This window comes from Trichodesmium erythraeum IMS101, from assembly GCF_000014265.1.
Taxonomy (GTDB): Bacteria; Cyanobacteriota; Cyanobacteriia; order Cyanobacteriales; family Microcoleaceae; genus Trichodesmium; species Trichodesmium erythraeum.
Genome location: NC_008312.1, coordinates 4,043,372 through 4,065,531, shown reverse-complemented (window position 1 = coordinate 4,065,531; position 22,160 = coordinate 4,043,372). Strand labels below are relative to the sequence as shown.

Annotated in this window: 12 protein-coding genes; 6 read left to right on the top strand and 6 right to left on the bottom strand. The window is 33.9% G+C overall.

What is annotated here, in order from left to right; translation table 11 throughout:
* Positions 1–14 precede the first annotated feature (14 nt).
* Positions 15–356 (bottom strand): hypothetical protein, encoded by a 342-nt coding sequence (locus TERY_RS12560; protein WP_011612183.1) that lies wholly within the window; start codon positions 354–356, stop codon positions 15–17.
* A 1,460-nt stretch (positions 357–1,816) separates the two neighbouring features.
* Between TERY_RS12560 and sat the strand changes: the two genes are divergently transcribed.
* From sat to TERY_RS12535, 5 genes are all read left to right on the top strand, one after another.
* On the top strand, positions 1,817–2,983 hold the full coding sequence (gene sat, locus TERY_RS12555) for a sulfate adenylyltransferase (protein ID WP_011612182.1): 1,167 nt from the start codon (positions 1,817–1,819) through the stop codon (positions 2,981–2,983).
* Between the two features lie 622 nt (positions 2,984–3,605).
* A complete protein-coding gene (locus TERY_RS12550) occupies positions 3,606–6,023 on the top strand; it encodes a caspase family protein (RefSeq protein ID WP_011612181.1) in 2,418 nt (805 codons plus the stop codon).
* Positions 6,024–6,840: 817 nt separating this feature from the next.
* Positions 6,841–8,118, top strand: coding sequence for an adenosylhomocysteinase (gene ahcY, locus TERY_RS12545; protein ID WP_011612180.1), 1,278 nt, complete (start codon positions 6,841–6,843; stop codon positions 8,116–8,118).
* Positions 8,119–8,517: 399 nt separating this feature from the next.
* Positions 8,518–9,144: an exopolysaccharide biosynthesis protein gene (locus TERY_RS12540; RefSeq protein WP_011612179.1), complete on the top strand. Its 627-nt coding sequence runs from the start codon at positions 8,518–8,520 to the stop codon at positions 9,142–9,144.
* Between the two features lie 1,063 nt (positions 9,145–10,207).
* Positions 10,208–10,744, top strand: a complete 537-nt coding sequence (locus TERY_RS12535) for a COP23 domain-containing protein (protein ID WP_044136781.1) — start codon at positions 10,208–10,210, stop codon at positions 10,742–10,744.
* Positions 10,745–14,455: 3,711 nt separating this feature from the next.
* Here the strand turns inward: TERY_RS12535 and TERY_RS33045 are convergent.
* The 4 genes from TERY_RS33045 to TERY_RS33030 form a co-directional block, all read right to left on the bottom strand.
* Positions 14,456–14,602: a hypothetical protein gene (locus TERY_RS33045; RefSeq protein WP_155994415.1), complete on the bottom strand. Its 147-nt coding sequence runs from the start codon at positions 14,600–14,602 to the stop codon at positions 14,456–14,458.
* Positions 14,603–15,016: 414 nt separating this feature from the next.
* Positions 15,017–15,163 (bottom strand): hypothetical protein, encoded by a 147-nt coding sequence (locus tag TERY_RS33040; RefSeq protein WP_155994415.1) that lies wholly within the window; start codon positions 15,161–15,163, stop codon positions 15,017–15,019.
* Between the two features lie 972 nt (positions 15,164–16,135).
* Complete coding sequence (locus tag TERY_RS33035; RefSeq protein ID WP_155994415.1) at positions 16,136–16,282, bottom strand: hypothetical protein; 147 nt, start codon at positions 16,280–16,282, stop codon at positions 16,136–16,138.
* Between the two features lie 688 nt (positions 16,283–16,970).
* Positions 16,971–17,117: a hypothetical protein gene (locus tag TERY_RS33030; RefSeq protein ID WP_155994415.1), complete on the bottom strand. Its 147-nt coding sequence runs from the start codon at positions 17,115–17,117 to the stop codon at positions 16,971–16,973.
* Between the two features lie 1,893 nt (positions 17,118–19,010).
* On the opposite strand from TERY_RS33030, the gene TERY_RS12530 reads away from it, so the two are divergent.
* Positions 19,011–19,775, top strand: coding sequence for a transposase (locus TERY_RS12530; RefSeq protein WP_011612177.1), 765 nt, complete (start codon positions 19,011–19,013; stop codon positions 19,773–19,775).
* A 323-nt stretch (positions 19,776–20,098) separates the two neighbouring features.
* Here the strand turns inward: TERY_RS12530 and TERY_RS26310 are convergent, their stop codons facing one another.
* Positions 20,099–21,970, bottom strand: coding sequence for a GUN4 domain-containing protein (locus tag TERY_RS26310; protein ID WP_011612175.1), 1,872 nt, complete (start codon positions 21,968–21,970; stop codon positions 20,099–20,101).
* Positions 21,971–22,160: the final 190 nt, after the last annotated feature.

Sequence of the window (22,160 nt, the reverse complement as noted above, 5' to 3'; positions counted from 1 at the left end):
TTATAACTTATTATTCAATTATTCAGTAATAATTCAAAAGATTTCCGTAAAGACTTAATATCTCCCACCCTTGCCACTAGAAGATTATCTTTTCCAGCATCTTTTAAGCGAGAATTCCAATACTGAACGCTATCAGGATTATTCATCCAAAAATTGATCACCGTTTCTACAACTTTATCTGCCCTCCAACTGCGCTGAGAAGAAATAGTTTCTACAGACTTGAGAAACAGATCTAGGGAACACTTACGGTTTCCTAAATATTCCACATTTAAGTTATCTTCTCCTTGTAGTTTTTGTTGCTGATTAAAAAAATGTAGTACTGGAGAAATGCCTAAAAGTTCAAAAGTATATTGCATTTACCCTTTTCCTCCTAAAAGTTTCTCAAATTATGGTGTATAGCAATCCCTTTGACAGCAGTTTTGGAGTTAATGAGGTACAAAGTTTTACAACTTTAAGAAATATGGGGATAGGAAATAGAGATTAGTATTAAAATATACCTCACTCTCCTCAAGAGTGCCGTAGTTATCAAATATAGATATTGTATCCTTTAAATAAATAGGAACAACTCCAACTCTTATAACTGATTTAAGATTATTATAGCCCCTTAAAATTAGCAGTCTTTTCAGGTGAGTGCTAATTTATTTAACTCTATAAACCAGATGCAAAACTTTTATTTATTCCTTGAAGTAATAGTCACAACTTAATGACTTATTTTTAGCAATCTTCAGTCATGAGTGCTAATAGTTTACTGAATCAAATTTTGCGGTTTAAGAGATTAATATATTACTTAAATAATACTAATTTAGTTCACCCGTCTTTGTCAAATTATTTACATTGAAAACAGTGCTTTTTTTACAAAACTTTACAAATAGGAAAAATTTTTTTTTTATATGTATTAAGAAATTCTATGCCTGCTTATATCCCAAGTTTAGTCAAAACTAGAAAGTAAAAAACTTCACCTTATGAATATTCCCTACCCTCTAAACACCAGGGCGAACCTATCTTATTCAGGAGTTAGCCACAGAGATCAAACCATAGAGTATTTTTAGGGAGTGTTTCATATTGAAGATCCAGAGCAAAAAAGCCTTGCAGACTCTACAACATATTTGGGTAGTATTCTCCAGGATAAACATCCCTACTAGATACAGATATAGATACAGATACAGTAGCTCTGGGTAAGTCCTATTATTTTTGAGATGGGAAGTGGGCAAAGGTTTTATGACTCAAAGTATTTTTGATAATTAAATTCTCAAACCATTACCGGGAAAGGCTTTCATCATTTAGATATATTTACCCTGCTCTAAATAAAAAAATCATCGTCAAAATTCCCTTGGTTGTAAAGCAGTCAGCTTAAACTGCTGGATGAAAACAACAGCTCCCGGTTTTAACCACTAGTTAGTTTGACATTCCTCACAATTTCCCCTAAAAGATAAAATACTTATTTACCATCCTGAGAATAGAACTGAGTATAGTTTTAGTGGTCAACGAATTAAACCAGGCTTATACCAAACTAAGTAAGAAAAATTGATAGATGCAGACTGTAACGCTACTGCAAATATTAGAGCAAAAAGTAACCTGAATGGTTACCACAGACAGACCCTTAAGCATCTTTGGCTATACCATTCAAGGTAAAATTTCACATGACTTCAGTCCGTCAAGTTTATGACCCTTAATAATTTACAAGACTTTAGTTAGTAGAATGTCAAAAGTAAATTTATCAAACTTCAAGATAGATGTACCTCTAAAGATGTAGGATCAACATTGGAAAACTTAATCTTTCTCAACTATAGTCGTCAATATATAGAGAGGAATCACCTTGAATCAGCATCTCAATGGTATACCAGCACACGGTGGCCATCTAATTAATCGAATTGCCACACCAGCAGAACGACAAGAATTTATCGAAAAAGCTGAAAGCTTGCCAAAGATACAACTAGACAAACGGGCTCTTTCAGACTTAGAAATGATAGCTATAGGAGGTTTTAGTCCCCTCAATGGCTTTATGGACAAAGATGACTATGAAAGTGTAGTTGTTGATATGCGTCTTAAAAATGGTCTGCCTTGGAGTATACCTGTAACATTATCAGTATCAGAAGAAGTAGCAGATTCAATAAAAGAAGGAAGCTGGGTAGGTCTGTCTTCTCCAGAAGGAGAATTTGCTGGAGTTTTAGAATTAACTCAAAAGTTCCACTACAACAAAGCTCATGAGGCAATCAATGTTTATAGTACACAAGAAATCAAACACCCAGGAGTGAAAGTCCTGTATGATGCTGGCCCAGTCAACTTAGCAGGCCCAGTTTGGTTATTAGAACGTCATCCTCACCCATTATTTCCCAAATATCAAATAGATCCAGCTGAGTCCAGAAAACTATTTCAGGAAAAAAATTGGAAGACAATAGTTGGTTTCCAAACCCGTAACCCTATCCATCGTGCCCACGAATATATTCAAAAATGTGCTTTAGAAGTAGTAGACGGTTTATTTTTACATCCTTTGGTTGGTGCTACTAAATCAGATGATATTCCTGCTGATGTCAGGATGCGTTGCTACGAGATTATGTTAGAAAAATACTTTCCTGAAAATCGTGTCATGATGGCCATTAATCCCTCAGCAATGCGTTATGCTGGCCCGCGGGAGGCAATTTTTCATGCTTTGGTGCGGAAAAACTATGGTTGTACTCACTTCATTGTTGGACGAGATCATGCTGGAGTTGGAGATTATTATGGAACCTATGATGCTCAATATATTTTTGATGAGTTTGAACCTAGAGAGTTAGATATTGTCCCAATGAAGTTTGAACACGCTTTTTACTGTACTCGTACCCAAGGTATGGCCACAAGTAAAACAAGTCCAAGTACAGGAGAAGAAAGAATTCATCTATCAGGGACAAAAGTGCGAGAAATGTTACGTCGGGGTGAGTTGCCACCACCAGAATTTTCACGACCAGAAGTAGCAGCCGAGTTAGCTAAGGCTATGAAAATCTAAAGGAAGTTAAGCTAACCCTACTGAGAAATTTTTCAGGTGCCAAAGTGTTTATCATTGCTCTGTTCGGGCAAGGGAAATACGCAAATATTGGTAATAATGGCTCAAACTCAGATATATCAAGAAAAAAGTTGATTAAAGAACTTATCTGAGAAACTGATAAAATTTCTTTTCCGGTGAAACCTCCACTAGATAGTAAATAACTATAAACCAGAGGCGGGTTACAAGAGCTAGACTTTATTTAAAGGAAAGCTTTTAACCCGTCACCTCACTGATGTTAGTTAAAGAAACTCTGGCTTTGTCAGTAGTTCAACTGCCAAAATCAAGTTAATTTAAAGTAATAAATTAACTGTTGAATATAATTATAATTGTTTTATACTATTGTCTCAATTAGTATATATTATAACTCTTAAGGTGGACACTGACCCGGATGAAAAATTGAAATAGAAATTTGGGCACCAGCATCAAGTGCCCCTAAATACTTGATCGAATATTCTTTTCATCCCCTATCCAAGGGAAGGCTATTGACCTGATTTTTGGGTCAATTATATAGAAAATTAATCATAGTGTTGTTATGTAAAGTTCTGACTTGACTTAGTTTAAGGTAAGACATTAAGGAAAAAGCATGGGATTAAAGCGGCGGGAATTTCTGCAAAGGGCTAGTTTGGCCCTAGGAGTATTGGGAATCAATCAAGCAGGGTGGTGGCGCCTCCAAAATTATTATTCAGAAGCCTTAGCTCAAACTACAGGAGGTAAATTAGCATTCTTAGTAGGTATTAATGAATATCTAAATGCATCTCTGTCTGGGTGTGTTACAGATGTGGAGATGCAACGGGAATTGCTAATTCATCGGTTTGGTTTTTTACCTGCTGATATTCTGACTCTCACAAATGAACAAGCTACTAGGGAAAATATAGAAACAGCTTTTATTAGTCATTTAACTGATCAAGCTAAACCAGATGACTTGGTTGTGTTTCATTTTAGTGGCTATGGTAGTCGTGTGACTAAGATGATTGATCAAAATAAACAGAATGAATTAAGTACCTCAAATTTAATTTTTCAAAATAGTCTAGTTCCAATAGATGGTATAGCTTCGAATAATGAGGGCGCAGAAATAAATGATGTTTTAGAAGAGACTCTCTGGTTATTATTGCGATCGCTCCCTACGAAAAAAGTAGTAACTATATTAGATACTAGCTATGTATATCCTGGTAAAAATTTGCAAGGTAATCTCAGAATTCGCTCTCGACCTAGTTTGACTACAGAGCAAATCAATATGAAAGAGAAAGCAATGCAAATGCAACTGCGACATCAACAAAATATTTTAGGAGAACAGGAAATTTATGAAAGTCAACTCAAAGGCTTAGTTCTTAAGGCTAGCCAACAAAACCAATTTGCTACTGAAGCTGACTGGAATGGTTTTAGCTCTGGTTTATTTACTTATGCTCTTACCCAAAATTTATGGTCTACAGCCCCCGCCACCAGACTACAAATTAGTTTTTCACAAGCTGCTGGCGAGGTAGAACAAATAACTGGAGTTAATCAGCAACCAGAGTTTAAACAAGCAAAACAACAGAACATTGCTCAATCTACAAAAGTACCTACTATAATTCCAGTAGCTATCAGTAATCAAAATATCTTTAATCCTTTATTACCCTCTGCTACGGGTGTAATCACTTCAGTAGAAGATAACGGCAAAACAGCAAACCTATGGTTAGGAGGATTACCAGTTAGTATTCTTGATACGGTTACATCTTATTCTCTATTCAAAACTTTTCCTGATTTTGATTTAGACTTAAGCTTTGAATTACAAATTCAGAATCGAAATGGCTTAAAAGCAAAAGCTTCCGTTATCATTGACACTAATAATTCACAACAATTATCAGATATAAACCAGGAAAATATCAACGACCAAACACAAAAAACTTCTCAAAATCTTCTTCCTAATCTTCAACTTTTGACAGGATCTCTGGTACAAGAAAAGATTAGAGTTTTACCTCAATCTCTGAATTTGATGATAGCTCTAGACCATAATATGTCAAGAATAGAGCGGGTAGATGCTACCAGTGGTTTTTCAGCAATACCTAAAGTTACCGTAGTAGCAGATACACAAGCCGCTGATTATATATTTAGTCGAGTAGAAGAAACAACTATCGCTCAAAGTTCTTCTGCTATTTTACCCTCTACTTCTCAGGGTCATTATGCTCTATTTTCTCTGGGCAAGGTACTTATACCTAAGACTATAGGAGAAAAAGGAGAAGCAGTCAAGGGAGCAATAGAAAGGTTACGTTCCCCATTGGAAACCTTACTGGCAGCTAAGATGCTACGCTTAACTAAGAATGAAGGATCTACTCAAATCAAACTTAGAGCTAACTTGGCTACTGTTACTCCAAATGCAAGGTTAATTCTTAAGCGAGAAACTTTGGGGGTTAGGGATGGAACCACAAAATTTTTAACTGATATCAATGAAGATATAGACAAATCTGAAATTAGTAATTCATTAGGAACTTTACCCATTGGTAGTCGAATTCAATATCAATTATATAATTATGGCGATCGCCCAGTCTATTTTATGTTAGTCATTTTAGACAGTAGTGGGCGCTTTTTTGTTGTCGATCCAACTATATCTAATCAACTTGAGAATGATCCTCAACTTTCACTAACAGAGTTAATTGTTTCTCCGGGAGATAGTGTAAATATACCTCCAGTTATTAATAATTCTTCTAAAAATACAAAATCTTTGGGATGGAGGGTAATAGGTTCTGAAGGATTAGAAGAAAGCCTAATTATTTGTAGCCATCAACCATTTAAGAAAACAATTGCAACTCTTGTTGATGGAAAGGTGTTTCAAATTAGAGATGATCAGCTAATTAAAGAAATATTGAATCCTTTAGCAGTCGCACAAGCAACTTTACAAGATTTACAGAGTGCTAGTCAATTAGCTACTCAATCTTTAGAGTTATCAACGGATAATTATGCTCTCGATATTAATAGTTGGGCAACTCTGAGTTTCGTTTATCGAGTTGTTAAAAAAACACTTTGACTAGAAAATATTAATATAGCACTACCTATTTAGACTGCAAATATTTATAAATTTTCCTGGCTTTTTCTTAGAAAACTGGGATTTGAAAGCAATTGCTATGAGAAAAGTATTGTATAGCAGTTTTTACTTAAGTATACCACAGTAGGGACGTTGTCTGAAACTCCCTACAAGGGTTTTTGTTGAAAAAAGTGCATTCCATCTTTCTGAAAACCCCTATAATTACACTTGATATCATTTAGGATCTATTAAAAAAAAAGCCGAAAAATTTTTGTGTTTCGTTTATTTGACTCAATTGTTATGCATAAAAAAAGAAATATTTTCTAATGCTAGTTTGGTTACAAGTCAAATCTGAACAACTTCGATCCCTTTCTACAGTTAATTTTGGGAAAACCATCTAGTATAGGCATCTTCTCCCCCTGGGCATGCCTCATAAACCTGAAATGTGTACATAATTCCAGTCATAAGGTACGAAGTCTTAACTTTGAAGTTAAATTTTACTCTGACTAAATTTCAAAGGCGTGAGAAGCTCCTAGCTTTCATCACCAATTCTATATTTAAATCCTATATTTTCACCGAAAGCACCCGTGAACCAGCTTTTTACAATAAATTCTATATTTTTTTAGATATATAGAAAAAAAAACAAAGTTTGTGGGTTTATTCCTAATTAATCCTAATTATTTAAAAAATATACACATAACACATATTGGTATGAATGTCAAAATAAATTTTGTCGTATTAACACTCCTGATAAAGATTTGCAAAATTATAAAAAATTAGTTAAGCTAAGTAAAATCATGATCTATAAGGAAGTAGCTAAATGGTTGCAACACCAGTTAAAATTAAATACGAAGTTAAAGACGAGTCCTTGGCTGTTTTAGGTAAACAAAGAATTGAGTGGGCAGGTAGAGAAATGCCTGTTCTACGCCAAATTCAAGAACGCTTTGCTAAGGAAAAGCCATTAAGCGGGATTAAATTAGCAGCTTGCTGTCATGTTACTACTGAAACTGCTCACTTAGCGATCGCTCTGAAAAATGGTGGGGCTGATGCTGTATTAATTGCTAGTAACCCTCTATCTACTCAAGATGACGTAGCTGCTAGTTTGGTTGTAGATCATGGTATCTCTGTGTATGCTATCAAGGGAGAGGATGAAAAAACCTATCTGCGTCACGTAGAAATAGCTTTAGACCACAGGCCAAATATTATTATTGATGATGGTAGTGATGTTGTCGCTACTCTAGTAAAAAATAGACAAGATCAACTTCCTGAACTTATTGGTACTACGGAAGAAACTACTACCGGTATTGTTCGTTTGCGAGCAATGTTTAATGATGGGGTATTGACTTTTCCGGCGATGAATGTTAACGATGCTGATACTAAGCACTTCTTTGATAACCGCTACGGTACAGGTCAATCAACTCTTGATGGTATTATCCGTGCTACTAATGTTTTATTAGCTGGTAAAACTACTGTTGTTGTAGGTTATGGATGGTGCGGTAAAGGTACAGCACTTCGCGCTAGAGGTTTAGGTGCTAATGTTATTGTAACTGAAGTTGACCCAGTTCGCGCTATTGAGGCGATCATGGATGGTTTCCGAGTTATGCCAATGGCAGAAGCGGCTCCATTAGGGGATCTATTTATTACTGTGACTGGTAATAAGCACGTTATTCGCGGCGAACATTTCAATGTCATGAAAGATGGAGCGATCGTTTGTAATTCCGGTCACTTTGATATTGAAATTGACCTGGAAACTTTGGGTAAGAATGCTGATAATGTCAAGACAGTTAGACCTTTCACTCAACAGTACACACTTAAGAATGGTAAGTCTGTAATTGTATTAGGTGAAGGACGGTTAATTAATTTAGCTGCAGCAGAAGGTCATCCTAGTGCGGTTATGGATATGAGTTTTGCTAACCAAGCATTGGCTTGCGAATATTTGGTTAAGAATAAAGGTAAATTACAGCCTGGTTTACATTCTATTCCTACCGAAGTTGATAAGGAAATTGCTCGTTTGAAATTACAAGCTATGGGTATTGGTATTGATACTTTGACTGATGAACAGCTTGAATACATGAATTCCTGGACTGTTGGTACCTAATTGTTTCTTTTCAGAAGTAATAATTGGCTTGAACTAGTACTTAGTATTTGCTGACGAACTATTAGCTTCTGAAGGTTACTTAGGATATATAATGGGGGTTTTATTTAATTCCCCCATTAATATTAATTATTATTCATTTGCTTTATTTTTATTAGGGGAATAGTCTCTTGTTTTATTGATTTCAATAAATAACCAATATTAAGAGAAAAAAAATGTTGTTTGTATTAGGGTAAGAGCAATGTTTATTATTTATTTCAAGTAATAAGACCGAAAAATTATCTGGCTTATAGTCTCGCAAAAATAACAATTATTATTTATTTTAAGTAAAAATATCAAAAAGCATCTGGTTTATAATGGAGTTTTAACCGGATATATCTTAATTTTTAAAGTTATAAATCAGTGGCTAAATTATCTGTAGAATTACAACAATATTTTTTTGATGAAAAACGAACTCCTCAAGTTACTTTGAGAGATATTATTGATTTAGCAGGAGAGAGAATTTTTGGCTTTTTATTCGTAATTTTGTCTCTACCTTCAGCTTTGCCTATACCTGCTCCTGGTTATTCTATTCCATTTGGAATTTTATTGTTTTTATTGGCAGTTCAACTAATAATTGGTTCTACAACTCCCTGGTTACCTCAGAGTTGGTTAAATAATACAATTTCTCTTCAGAAAGTACAAGGAATTTTGAACTCTGGTATTCCTTGGTTACGGAAAATTGAGTTGATATCTCGTCCTCGTTTGAGTTATATTTGTACGAGTATTATTGGTAGAATTGTGGTTGGTTGCGCGATCGCTCTTATGGCTATCTCAATGATGATACCTATTCCTGGTACTAATACTTTACCAGCGATCGGGATTTTTGTTACTGGCTTTGGTTTGTTAGATGATGATGGTTTTATTAGTCTGGTTGGTTTGGTACTCTGTTTAATGGGTGCAATTTTAAGCGGTCTAATTCTGATATTTGGTTATGAGGTTGTTAAAGGTGGAATTAAATTAATTAAAAATTTTCTTACTTCAAATTAGCAGCTTTTAAGGATATCTGGGCATATTTTTCTAGTCTAATTATCTTTCCCTTTCGCACTTCAGTTAGATACAATTTATATCTTCAAAATACCCAAAACAAATTTTTCCCAAAGTCTTGATTTTAAATTTATTTGTGCTATTATATAAATAATGGGAAAGATGCGCTCATATATACTTATTTCAAAGTTAATTAATTATCAAAGCATCCATGAATTAACCCCTCAAGTAATAATATTTACTCAATAGTTACAGTTTAATAACTGAGTTACAGTTTAAGAACTTTAAGCATTGATCTGTCAGCTAAGAAAAGGAATTAGCTTCCAAGAAAAATTACAAAACTTTCCATTATTATGAGGTATGCCCACGGGAGTAAAATGTTCCCAGTCGCTACATAATTTTTACTGTTTACCCTCTACCTCCATACCCGAAATATCCTGTAAAAGTCCGACACCAAAAAGATGATTAGCTTTTGGCTCACCATGACTTAGGAAAAGCACTTGAGCTGACTGCTAATAGCTAGCTTTTAAAGTATAAGTTAGAAACTTTATTATTTTTGCTCTGGATAAATAGGCGATCGCTACTTTTGACTAAAAACCAGGTCTCAAGTCGGCTCTTTCCAAGAACTATATTTTATCAACTACTAAATGGGCTGTAATTAATAGTAATTAATAACTGATCACCTAGTCAAAAATTTCTGCAAAGCCAAGCCATTTTGAATTTATTTGTGCTACTATTTATATAGTAGGAAAGATGTGCTCATATATACTATTCTACTTATTCTCTAGTACCCTATATCTCCTTATCTGACTCTCAAGACCTAATTTATAACTTTAATAATTTAATAATTTAATAATTAACAATATTCCTTTCTCCTTCTCTGGTTTTCCTTTTTTCCGAAAACTCCTTATAGAAAATTGGAGAAAATATTAGGGGTTATTAACCATATCTATTCACCTCCCTCAAAAAATCTTGATACCTATATATAAATAAGGAGGAACTTATGGAAGAGAATGGAAAAATCTTAGGGATATGAGCAGTAATAGTAGCTGTAGTAATTCCTATAATGGGGTTGTTCATGGATATTGTGGGTTTTGGTATTGATCTTGCGCAAGTTTGGTCGCCTTCTCTATTGATCAAAAAAACAGACCGCTTTTCTTGTGAGTTACAGGATAATACAAAAGTTTGGACTGTAATGTATGACGGTGATCAAGGTAAAAAACCATGGTTAGGTATTGTCAAAAAAATGGGGGGAGGTTGGACGACCGCTAGACGATGTGAAGAAGTAGAAAGGCGCTTAGAATATTTGCGCAAGCATGGTTTATATACTCTAGAATATCGCAAAGACCCTAATACTCCACTGCAGGAAGTTATTTGTGCGAAAACTCTTAAAAGTGGTAATAATTGTCCATTATTATTGACTTTGGATCAGGGTGTGGATGGTTATCAGGCCTTGGTAGATATGACTAATGCTTTGTTCAGTGATGAGACATTTGAACAGAATAGTGAGGCAAGGTTGGCAAACTCTAATTTTTCTAGGGAGTTGCCTGTGGTCTATTTAGAGCCTTTTTTGGCTAAGGAAGATCGCTTGGCAAGAAATTAGAAGGTGGTACTAAAGGAGCCCATCCCTAAGCGTGACTAACAAATTTCTAGCCCGGAGCAACCTACTCCTAATTTTTCTAACTCCTCCCAGGAGGGTTTGTCAGATGGTCTAATGCTAGAAAAATTCTGTCTGATAAGTGTCTATAGGCAAAAATATAACTATTGCTTGACTTATTTTTTAGGAAAGTTTGAACTTGCCCTTCGTTTACTTTAATAAATTGGTTATTAAAGTTTGATGGGTAAGTCTTAGCTCACAATATTTATATATTGGATCTTGAGCGATCGCTCACTAGTTTAACTAATAACTAATAACTAATAACTAATAACTAATAACTAATAACTGATGACTGAAATGAAGCGATCGCTTGAACATGGAAAAATACAGCCCTTTGTATTATTTAATGGTACAGTTACCCGGGTAATATACCTATACTAGGTATTTTTACTGTTTATTCTGTACATCATTTACCTAAAATATACTGTATTTGAGTCGAAATATCTGGGTAAGTAATTTTGATGTTTAATATGATAGTTTTGAGGTGAAAAGCTGATAAATGAATAAATAATTAATGTATTTTATATTGGTTTATCTATCAAAACTCGGAACTAACAAGTACTTTAGCGGTTAGCCTGAGAGCTTTTTGTATTCATGCTAAGCAAAAAGATAAATAAAGCTGACTATTTTTTTCTTTTGCGTTTGACTCTGGCTTCTAAAGCAGAGGCTTATGGTTAAGAATGTGGCTGAGGCTTATGAGTTTCTTTCTGTTTTTATTAATTTCGAGCAACATTCTGATTTTAATTTTCTATATATATAAGTTCATCTGATTTTTTTTCATCTCATCTTACTTGCAATTTTCAGAATTTATTCACTAATCAAAAAAACTGCAATAAATCAATAAAAAATGTACAAACAAACAAAAATCATGATGTAGTAGTAGCCCGAGATAGTTATCGTATTATTAATGTACAACAAGTTTTTTGGGTTGTCAAGGGGGCGACCGGTTTCAGTTAAAATTTTGAAAAATCTAGGCTTTTGTAGGAGCAGGGAAAACCTAAGGGTGGGGGTTATAGGATTTTTCAGGAGCAACCACATTCTTATCAGCAAAACCTAATAAGGGCGAATGGTCAGACAAACTCTACTGGCAACTTATAGTTGTTTGGTTGCCTTATCTGAGCTTACCTACCTTTATTGCCCTGAGAGCTAATAACTGAATGGGAAAAATCATTTATCAAAAACTGATTACTATTTGCTGGCTGTTGGGGGGTAAATTGAAAAATCATTTATCAAAAACTGATTATTATCTGCTGGTTTTTGGAAAGGTAAATCATTTATCAAAAACTGATTACTATCTTATTTTGGCAGATAAAAATGGTTTGAGGTGGTAAGGTAATATCTGTAGAGTTAAGGAAATTCCTGGAAAAAGCACAACCCAAATGAAATTTCTTCACGGCTGAGAAACGACTTTATTATTTGAGATAAATTTTTTCCTCAATTTTTCCAGCTCTTAGCTGATGGCTAAAATTAGCGATCGCTCAAACACGAAAAAATATTTGAACCGAAATATCTGTCTGAGTACTTCTGGTTTTTTGCCTAATTTTTTATCTAATTTTTCATCTGAGAATTTTCCGTAATATCTGGCTGAGTACTTTTGATTTTTTTGTCTAATTTTTTATCTAATTTTTTGCCTAATTTTTTATCTGATAATTTTCCGTCAAAAAGCTGGCGGCTGAGAAATGACTTATTAATATATTTGAGATAAATTTTTTCCTCAATTTTTCCAGCTCTTAGCTAATGGCTAAATTTAGCGATCGCTCAAACACGAAAAAAACATTTGAACGGAAATATCTGTCTGAGTATTTCTGATTTTTTGCCTAATTTTTTATCTAATTTTTCATCTGAGAATTTTCCGTAATATCTGGCTGAGTACTTCTGGTTTTTTGCCTAATTTTTTATCTAATTTTTTGCCTAATTTTTCATCTGAGAATTTTCCGTCAAAAAGCTGATGCTTGAGAAACGACTTTATTATTTGAGATAAATTTTTTCCTCAATTTTTCCACCTCTTAGCTGATGGCTAAAATTAGCGATCGCTCAAACACAAAAAAATATTTGAACGGAAATATCTGTCTGAGTATTTCTGGTTTTTTGCCTAATTTTTTATCTAATTTTTCATCTGAGAATTTTCCGTAATATCTGTCTGAGTACTTCTGGTTTTTTGCCTAATTTTTCATCTGAGAATTTTCGGTCAAAAAGCTGACGGCTGAGAAATGACTTTATTATTTGAGATAAATTTTTTCCTCAATTTTTCCAGCTCTTAGCTGATGGCTAAAATTAGCGATCGCTCAAACACAAAAAAATATTTGAACCGAAATATCTGTCTGAGTACTTCTAATTTTTATCTAATTTTTCATCTGAGAATTTTCCGTAATATCTGGCTGAGTACTTCTGGTTTTTTGCCTAATTTTTTATCTAATTTTTTGCCTAATTTTTCATCTGAGAATTTTCCGTCAAAAAGCTGATGCTTGAGAAACGACTTTATTATTTGAGATAAATTTTTTCCTCAATTTTTCCACCTCTTAGCTGATGGCTAAAATTAGCGATCGCTCAAACACAAAAAAATATTTGAACGGAAATATCTGTCTGAGTATTTCTGGTTTTTTGCCTAATTTTTTATCTAATTTTTCATCTGAGAATTTTCCGTAATATCTGTCTGAGTACTTCTGGTTTTTTGCCTAATTTTTCATCTGAGAATTTTCGGTCAAAAAGCTGACGGCTGAGAAATGACTTTATTATTTGAGATAAATTTTTTCCTCAATTTTTCCAGCTCTTAGCTGATGGCTAAAATTAGCGATCGCTCAAACACAAAAAAATATTTGAACCGAAATATCTGTCTGAGTACTTCTAATTTTTATCTAATTTTTCATCTGAGAATTTTCCGTAATATCTGGCTGAGTACTTCTGGTTTTTTGCCTAATTTTTTATCTAATTTTTTGCCTAATTTTTCATCTGAGAATTTTCGGTCAAAAAGCTGGCGGCTGAGAAATGACTTATTAATATATTTGAGATAAATTTTTTCCTCAATTTTTCCAGCTCTTAGCTAATGGCTAAATTTAGCGATCGCTCAAACACAAAAAAATATTTGAACGGAAATATCTGTCTGAGTACTTCTAATTTTTATCTAATTTTTTATCTAATTTTTCATCTGAGAATTTTCCGTAATATCTGGCTGAGTACTTCTAATTTTTTGCCTAATTTTTCATCTGATAATTTTCGGTCAAAAAGCTGATGCCTGAGAAATGGCTTTATTATTTGAGATAAATTTTTTCCTTAATTTTTCCAGCTCCTGGCTGATGGCTAAAATTAGCGATCGCTCAAACACAAAAAAATATTTGAACCGAAATATCTGTCTGAGTACTTCTAATTTTTATCTAATTTTTTATCTAATTTTTCATCTGAGAATTTTCCGTAATATCTGGCTGAGTACTTCTGGTTTTTTGCCTAATTTTTTATCTAATTTTTTGCCTAATTTTTCATCTGATAATTTTCGGTCAAAAAGCTGATGCCTGAGAAATGGCTTTATTATTTGAGATAAATTTTTTCCTCAATTTTTCCAGCTCTTAGCTAATGGCTAAAATTAGCGATCGCTCAAACACGAAAAAATATTTGAACGGAAATATCTGTCTGAGTATTTCTGATTTTTTGCCTAATTTTTATCTAATTTTTCATCTGAGAATTTTCCGTAATATCTGGCTGAGTACTTTTTATTTTTTTGTCTAATTTTTCATCTAATTTTTCATCTAATTTTTCATCTAATTTTTCATCTGAGAATTTTCGGTCAAAAAGCTGATGCTTGAGAAACAACTTTATTATTTGAGATAAATTTTTTCCTCAATTTTTCCAGCTCTTAGCTGATGGCTAAAATTAGCGATCGCTCAAACACAAAAAAATATTTGAACCGAAATATCTGTCTGAGTACTTCTAATTTTTATCTAATTTTTTATCTAATTTTTCATCTGAGAATTTTCCGTAATATCTGGCTGAGTACTTCTGGTTTTTTGCCTAATTTTTTATCTAATTTTTTGCCTAATTTTTCATCTGATAATTTTCGGTCAAAAAGCTGATGCCTGAGAAATGGCTTTATTATTTGAGATAAATTTTTTCCTCAATTTTTCCAGCTCTTAGCTAATGGCTAAAATTAGCGATCGCTCAAACACGAAAAAATATTTGAACGGAAATATCTGTCTGAGTATTTCTGATTTTTTGCCTAATTTTTATCTAATTTTTCATCTGAGAATTTTCCGTAATATCTGGCTGAGTACTTTTTATTTTTTTGTCTAATTTTTCATCTAATTTTTCATCTAATTTTTCATCTAATTTTTCATCTGAGAATTTTCGGTCAAAAAGCTGATGCTTGAGAAACAACTTTATTATTTGAGATAAATTTTTTCCTCAATTTTTCCAGCTCTTAGCTGATGGCTAAAATTAGCGATCGCTCAAACACAAAAAAATATTTGAACCGAAATATCTGTCTGAGTATTTCTGATTTTTTGCCTAATTTTTTATCTAATTTTTCATCTGAGAATTTTCCGTAATATCTGGCTGAGTACTTCTAATTTTTTGTCTAATTTTTTATCTAATTTTTTGCCTAATTTTTCATCTGATAATTTTCGGTCAAAAAGCTGACGGCTGAGAAACGACTTTATTATTTGAGATAAATTTTTTCCTCAATTTTTCCAGCTCCTGGCTGATGGCTAAATTTAGCGATCGCTCAAACACAAAAAAATATTTGAACCGAAATATCTGTCTGAGTACTTCTGGTTTTTTGCCTAATTTTTTATCTAATTTTTCATCTGAGAATTTTCCGTAATATCTGGCTGAGTACTTTTGATTTTTTTGTCTAATTTTTTATCTAATTTTTTGCCTAATTTTTCATCTGATAATTTTCCGTCAAAAAGCTGACGGCTGAGAAATGACTTTATTATTTGAGATAAATTTTTTCCTCAATTTTTCCAGCTCTTAGCTGATGGCTAAAATTAGCGATCGCTCAAACACAAAAAAATATTTGAACCGAAATATCTGTCTGAGTACTTTTTATTTTTTTGTCTAATTTTTTATCTAATTTTTTGCCTAATTTTTCATCTGAGAATTTTCTGTAATATCTGGCTGAGTACTTTTTATTTTTTTGTCTAATTTTTTATCTAATTTTTTGTCTGAGAATTTTCCGTCAAAAAGCTGATGCCTGAGAAATGACTTATTAATATATTTGAGATAAATTTTTTCCTCAATTTTTCCAGCTCTTAGCTAATAGCTAAAATTAGCGATCGCTCAAACACGAAAAAATATTTGAACGGAAATATCTGTCTGAGTATTTCTGATTTTTTGCCTAATTTTTATCTAATTTTTCATCTGAGAATTTTCCGTAATATCTGGCTGAGTACTTTTTATTTTTTTGTCTAATTTTTCATCTAATTTTTCATCTAATTTTTCATCTAATTTTTCATCTGAGAATTTTCGGTCAAAAAGCTGATGCTTGAGAAACAACTTTATTATTTGAGATAAATTTTTTCCTCAATTTTTCCAGCTCTTAGCTGATGGCTAAAATTAGCGATCGCTCAAACACAAAAAAATATTTGAACCGAAATATCTGTCTGAGTACTTCTAATTTTTATCTAATTTTTTATCTAATTTTTCATCTGAGAATTTTCCGTAATATCTGGCTGAGTACTTCTGGTTTTTTGCCTAATTTTTTATCTAATTTTTTGCCTAATTTTTCATCTGATAATTTTCGGTCAAAAAGCTGATGCCTGAGAAATGGCTTTATTATTTGAGATAAATTTTTTCCTCAATTTTTCCAGCTCTTAGCTAATGGCTAAAATTAGCGATCGCTCAAACACAAAAAAATATTTGAACCGAAATATCTGTCTGAGTACTTCTAATTTTTATCTAATTTTTTATCTAATTTTTCATCTGAGAATTTTCCGTAATATCTGGCTGAGTACTTCTGGTTTTTTGCCTAATTTTTTATCTAATTTTTTGCCTAATTTTTCATCTGATAATTTTCGGTCAAAAAGCTGATGCCTGAGAAATGGCTTTATTATTTGAGATAAATTTTTTCCTCAATTTTTCCAGCTCTTAGCTAATGGCTAAAATTAGCGATCGCTCAAACACGAAAAAATATTTGAACGGAAATATCTGTCTGAGTATTTCTGATTTTTTGCCTAATTTTTATCTAATTTTTCATCTGAGAATTTTCCGTAATATCTGGCTGAGTACTTTTTATTTTTTTGTCTAATTTTTCATCTAATTTTTCATCTAATTTTTCATCTAATTTTTCATCTGAGAATTTTCGGTCAAAAAGCTGATGCTTGAGAAACAACTTTATTATTTGAGATAAATTTTTTCCTCAATTTTTCCAGCTCTTAGCTGATGGCTAAAATTAGCGATCGCTCAAACACGAAAAAATATTTGAACCGAAATATCTGTCTGAGTACTTCTGGTTTTTTGCCTAATTTTTTATCTAATTTTTCATCTGAGAATTTTCCGTAATATCTGGCTGAGTACTTTTGATTTTTTTGTCTAATTTTTTATCTAATTTTTTGCCTAATTTTTTATCTGATAATTTTCCGTCAAAAAGCTGGCGGCTGAGAAATGACTTATTAATATATTTGAGATAAATTTTTTCCTCAATTTTTCCAGCTCTTAGCTAATGGCTAAATTTAGCGATCGCTCAAACACGAAAAAAACATTTGAACGGAAATATCTGTCTGAGTATTTCTGATTTTTTGCCTAATTTTTTATCTAATTTTTCATCTGAGAATTTTCCGTAATATCTGGCTGAGTACTTCTGGTTTTTTGCCTAATTTTTTATCTAATTTTTTGCCTAATTTTTCATCTGAGAATTTTCCGTCAAAAAGCTGATGCTTGAGAAACGACTTTATTATTTGAGATAAATTTTTTCCTCAATTTTTCCAGCTCTTAGCTGATGGCTAAAATTAGCGATCGCTCAAACACAAAAAAATATTTGAACGGAAATATCTGTCTGAGTATTTCTGGTTTTTTGCCTAATTTTTTATCTAATTTTTCATCTGAGAATTTTCCGTAATATCTGTCTGAGTACTTCTGGTTTTTTGCCTAATTTTTCATCTGAGAATTTTCGGTCAAAAAGCTGACGGCTGAGAAATGACTTTATTATTTGAGATAAATTTTTTCCTCAATTTTTCCAGCTCTTAGCTGATGGCTAAAATTAGCGATCGCTCAAACACGAAAAAATATTTGAACGGAAATATCTGGCTGAGTACTTTTGATTTTTTTGTCTAATTTTTTGCCTAATTTTTTATCTGAGAATTTTCCGTAATATCTGGCTGAGTACTTCTAATTTTTTGCCTAATTTTTCATCTGAGAATTTTCGGTCAAAAAGCTGATGCCTGAGAAATGACTTATTAATATATTTGAGATAAATTTTTTCCTCAATTTTTCCAGCTCTTAGCTGATGGCTAAAATTAGCGATCGCTCAAACACAAAAAAATATTTGAACCGAAATATCTGTCTGAGTACTTCTGGTTTTTTGCCTAATTTTTTATCTAATTTTTCATCTGAGAATTTTCCGTAATATCTGGCTGAGTACTTTTGATTTTTTTGTCTAATTTTTTATCTAATTTTTTGCCTAATTTTTCATCTGATAATTTTCCGTCAAAAAGCTGACGGCTGAGAAATGACTTTATTATTTGAGATAAATTTTTTCCTCAATTTTTCCAGCTCTTAGCTGATGGCTAAAATTAGCGATCGCTCAAACACAAAAAAATATTTGAACCGAAATATCTGTCTGAGTACTTTTTATTTTTTTGTCTAATTTTTTATCTAATTTTTTGCCTAATTTTTCATCTGAGAATTTTCTGTAATATCTGGCTGAGTACTTTTTATTTTTTTGTCTAATTTTTTATCTAATTTTTTGTCTGAGAATTTTCCGTCAAAAAGCTGATGCCTGAGAAATGACTTATTAATATATTTGAGATAAATTTTTTCCTCAATTTTTCCAGCTCTTAGCTAATAGCTAAAATTAGCGATCGCTCAAACACAAAAAAATATTTGAACCGAAATATCTGTCTGAGTACTTTTGATTTTTTATCTAATTTTTTGCCTAATTTTTTATCTAATTTTTTATCTGAGAATTTTCCGTCAAAAAATCAGAAATAACTGAAATAAAGATCAACTAGCCACAACTCATAAATAATAAAAAAAAAAGCTCATAACTGATAACTGACAACCGATAATGCCTAGACAACCGCGCCAACTTTTCCCCCAATATTCCTATCATGTTACTTCTCGCTGCAATAACCGAGAGTTTCATTTGACTCGTCTCCAATGTCGCCAAATATTTTTGTTTGCTTTGAAAAAGGCTTTAGATAAATTTTCCTTTAAACTTTATGCTCTTTGTATTATGAGTAATCATGTTCATTATTTACTAGAGCCCTCCCAACCACAAGAACTACCTAAAATTATGCACTGGCTCAACTGGTATACCGCTATGTGTTTTAACCAGATGCTTAACCGTACGGGGCATTTTTGGGAGAAAAGATACCACAGCACCGGGTTTGACAATACTGATAAAAAACGAGCTTTGAATACTCTTCGCTATATTCATGCTAACCCAAAAGCTGCTAATATCCAGTCTGGCTTTTTCTATGACTTTTCTAACTATGGCACTTATGACCGTCTCACTGATGATGGTTTGACACAGTGGCATCCAGCTTTTTTGTCTCTGGGAAAAACTCTTGATGAATGTGCTCAAAATTATAGGGGCTTTTGCCGGAAATATAAATCTCGACCTAAGTCTCAAAGGCGCCGTCGGTGGGGTAGTAGGTTTTTGCCTAAGGTGAAAAAAAAGAAAAAAAATAAGGCTTCTCCAGGACAAATGCGACTCCCTTGGGCTGACTGGGAACTTCCCTCAAATTTGGTGGTGGAGGTGGCCAGACAGTTGGTTTTGGCTAATTGTTATGACCCGGAGGTGGCTATGCAATTTTTTGATGATCAGTAAAATTAGTTTTTGGTTTTTGGTTTTTGGTTTTTGGTTTTTGGTTTTTGGTTTTTGGTTTTTGGTTTTTGGTTTTTGGTTTTTGGTTTTTGGTTTTTGGTTTTTGGTTTTTGGTTTTTGGTTTTTGGTTTTTGGTTTTTGGTTTTTGGTTTTTGGTTTATTCTCTCCCTTCCCTTTTCCCCCTGAAACCCTTTTCCCTACTCATTCCATCCCCACGGGTATCCCGCGATCAGTGAGGTATCAAAATCCTCAAATCAAGAAAACTCGTTAAAAAAACAGAGATAATACTTTTTACCTTGACGGCTGAAACTGTTTTATGTTATACTCTACAAGTCTCTGCGCGAGAAAATAGTAATAGCAAAAATAATGGCCACCATTTTTAATATCCTTAAAGAGTCAATAAGGTCAAAAGGACCAGGCCCACCGGTCAGGCCGAGGTCACAATGTGTGATGCCTGGCAGGAGGCCCACACAATGCGATGTCTCGTCGAAAATCTCATCATAATTCAACCAACGACCCCTTTTTCGCCATCCAACTTGATCACTGAAGGCTGTCCAGACTTTTTCGTCCCATTCATTCGTACCACCCAAACTCTGATAAATTTGCTTCTGAACAGAAAAACCAAACTTACCACTACTATACTTTACCCATAGTTTGTCAATCGTGGCTAAATCTTGGCAGGGAAAATTTTCTATATCCGAGCCTCTAAACCATCCTTCGGACTCCCTGCCCGCAACTTCTAACATTCTTTTGTATGTTTCTTGGTCTGCTTCCCTCCACTTTTTAGCCACCAATAGATCACGCAACCTAGAATAACTAACCCCAACTGCAGAAACCAGAGGCACATCACCAGAAGACAAAGGCTCAACAACCCGAGGCTGAACCTCCCCTTGACTTTGCAGCAGTGCCTCAAGCTCCTGTCTTTTCCCTCTTTCCCATTCTAGTTGCCTTTCCAACTCCTGCCGTGCCTGAGCCCCAGAACTTTCCAGAGAACTCAACCTGCCCTCAACCTCCTCTCGTCCCCGTTTTTCATTCTTAAGCAGTGCCTCAAACTCCCGTCTTTTCCCCCTTTCCCATTCTAGTTGCCTTTCCAACTCCTGCTGTGCCTGAGCCCCAGAACTTTCCAGAGAACTCAACCTGCCCTCAACCTCCTCTCGCCCCCGTTTTTCATTCTTAAGCAGTGCCTCAAACTCCCGTCTTTTCCCCCTTTCCCATTCTATTTGCCTTTCCAACTCCTGCCGTGCCTGAGCCCGAGAACTTTCCAGAGAACTCAACCTGCCCTCAACCTCCTCTCGCCTCCGTTTTTCATTCTTAAGTTGCCTTTCCCAGTCCCCTTGTCTTTCTCCTGAAACCCGTGGAGCTTGAAAATACCTCAACCCAAAATAAACAACACCACCACCAAACACCGCCCCACCATAAAACAACATCCACAAACTCAACCCAGAAACCTGAGAATAATAAAACTTAGACTCCCGAAAAAAAGTAATAGGTATACCCCAAGAAAAAGTCAAACGTTGAACACCAGCAGCCCTCAAACTTTCCTGAGCCTGCTGACTCAAAAGCCGTTCATCCTCAGACAAACCTGCTTGTTGTGAAGCCAAACTTTGAACTATTTCAACATCGCTCATTCCATGTACAGCCACAACCCTACCCCTCCCATCCACAACAGGAGCTCCACTCATTCCACCCACAGTCAAAGTACTATAAGAAACCCCATAACCCCGAGCCAACCTATCCAAAGCTGAGACCTTACCATCAACAAACTGGGGAACTAGAGCCCCACCCCGACGAGGAAAACCATAAATAAAAATAGAACTACCTATCCTGAGACTATCTGAGTTACCTATTTTCAGTGCCCGATAATTACATTTTTCCGTCTCTGGCTTAAAAGTCACCAAAGCCATATCTATAGTACGAGGAAATATTTTTACTGTAGCCGCATCCCAGAATTTTCCATCTTTTTCAGTGCGTAACCTTACCTTTCCCTCCTCGTCCACAACATGAGCTGCAGTCAGTACAGTACAGACCCCTAGTTCTCCAGGCACAAAAAAACCAGTTCCATGTCCGGGTTTATTTTTATAAGATAGTTTGACAATACTAGGTTTTAGTCGAGAAGCTATTTTTTCTGGAGATAAGGAACAGTTTGTCAGAATGACAGAGAGGAAAGTTAGACCAAGGATAGAAAAAAGAGACTTCATCAGCTTCGGAGGTTGGGAACTTGAGTTAGTAGGATTTTTTTTAACTTTACCGACAATTTTATACTATCTAATTATATGGCCACCTAAAAAAAAAGACCTAATATTTTCCTATTTTACTTATCTAACTTAAATATAAAACAATTTTTTCTATTTGTCAAGGTAGCGATCGCTCTATTATTTAGTAATTAAA

Bases quoted from the DNA above. Each gene is read 5' to 3' on its own strand.
- TERY_RS12560 (WP_011612183.1), bottom strand. From the start codon at position 356: ATGCAATATACTTTTGAACTTTTAGGCATTTCTCCAGTACTACATTTT.
- TERY_RS12550 (WP_011612181.1), top strand. From the start codon at position 3,606: ATGGGATTAAAGCGGCGGGAATTTCTGCAAAGGGCTAGTTTGGCCCTA.
- ahcY (WP_011612180.1), top strand. From the start codon at position 6,841: ATGGTTGCAACACCAGTTAAAATTAAATACGAAGTTAAAGACGAGTCC.
- TERY_RS12535 (WP_044136781.1), top strand. From the start codon at position 10,208: ATGGGGTTGTTCATGGATATTGTGGGTTTTGGTATTGATCTTGCGCAA.
- TERY_RS12530 (WP_011612177.1), top strand. From the start codon at position 19,011: ATGCCTAGACAACCGCGCCAACTTTTCCCCCAATATTCCTATCATGTT.
- TERY_RS26310 (WP_011612175.1), bottom strand. From the start codon at position 21,970: ATGAAGTCTCTTTTTTCTATCCTTGGTCTAACTTTCCTCTCTGTCATT.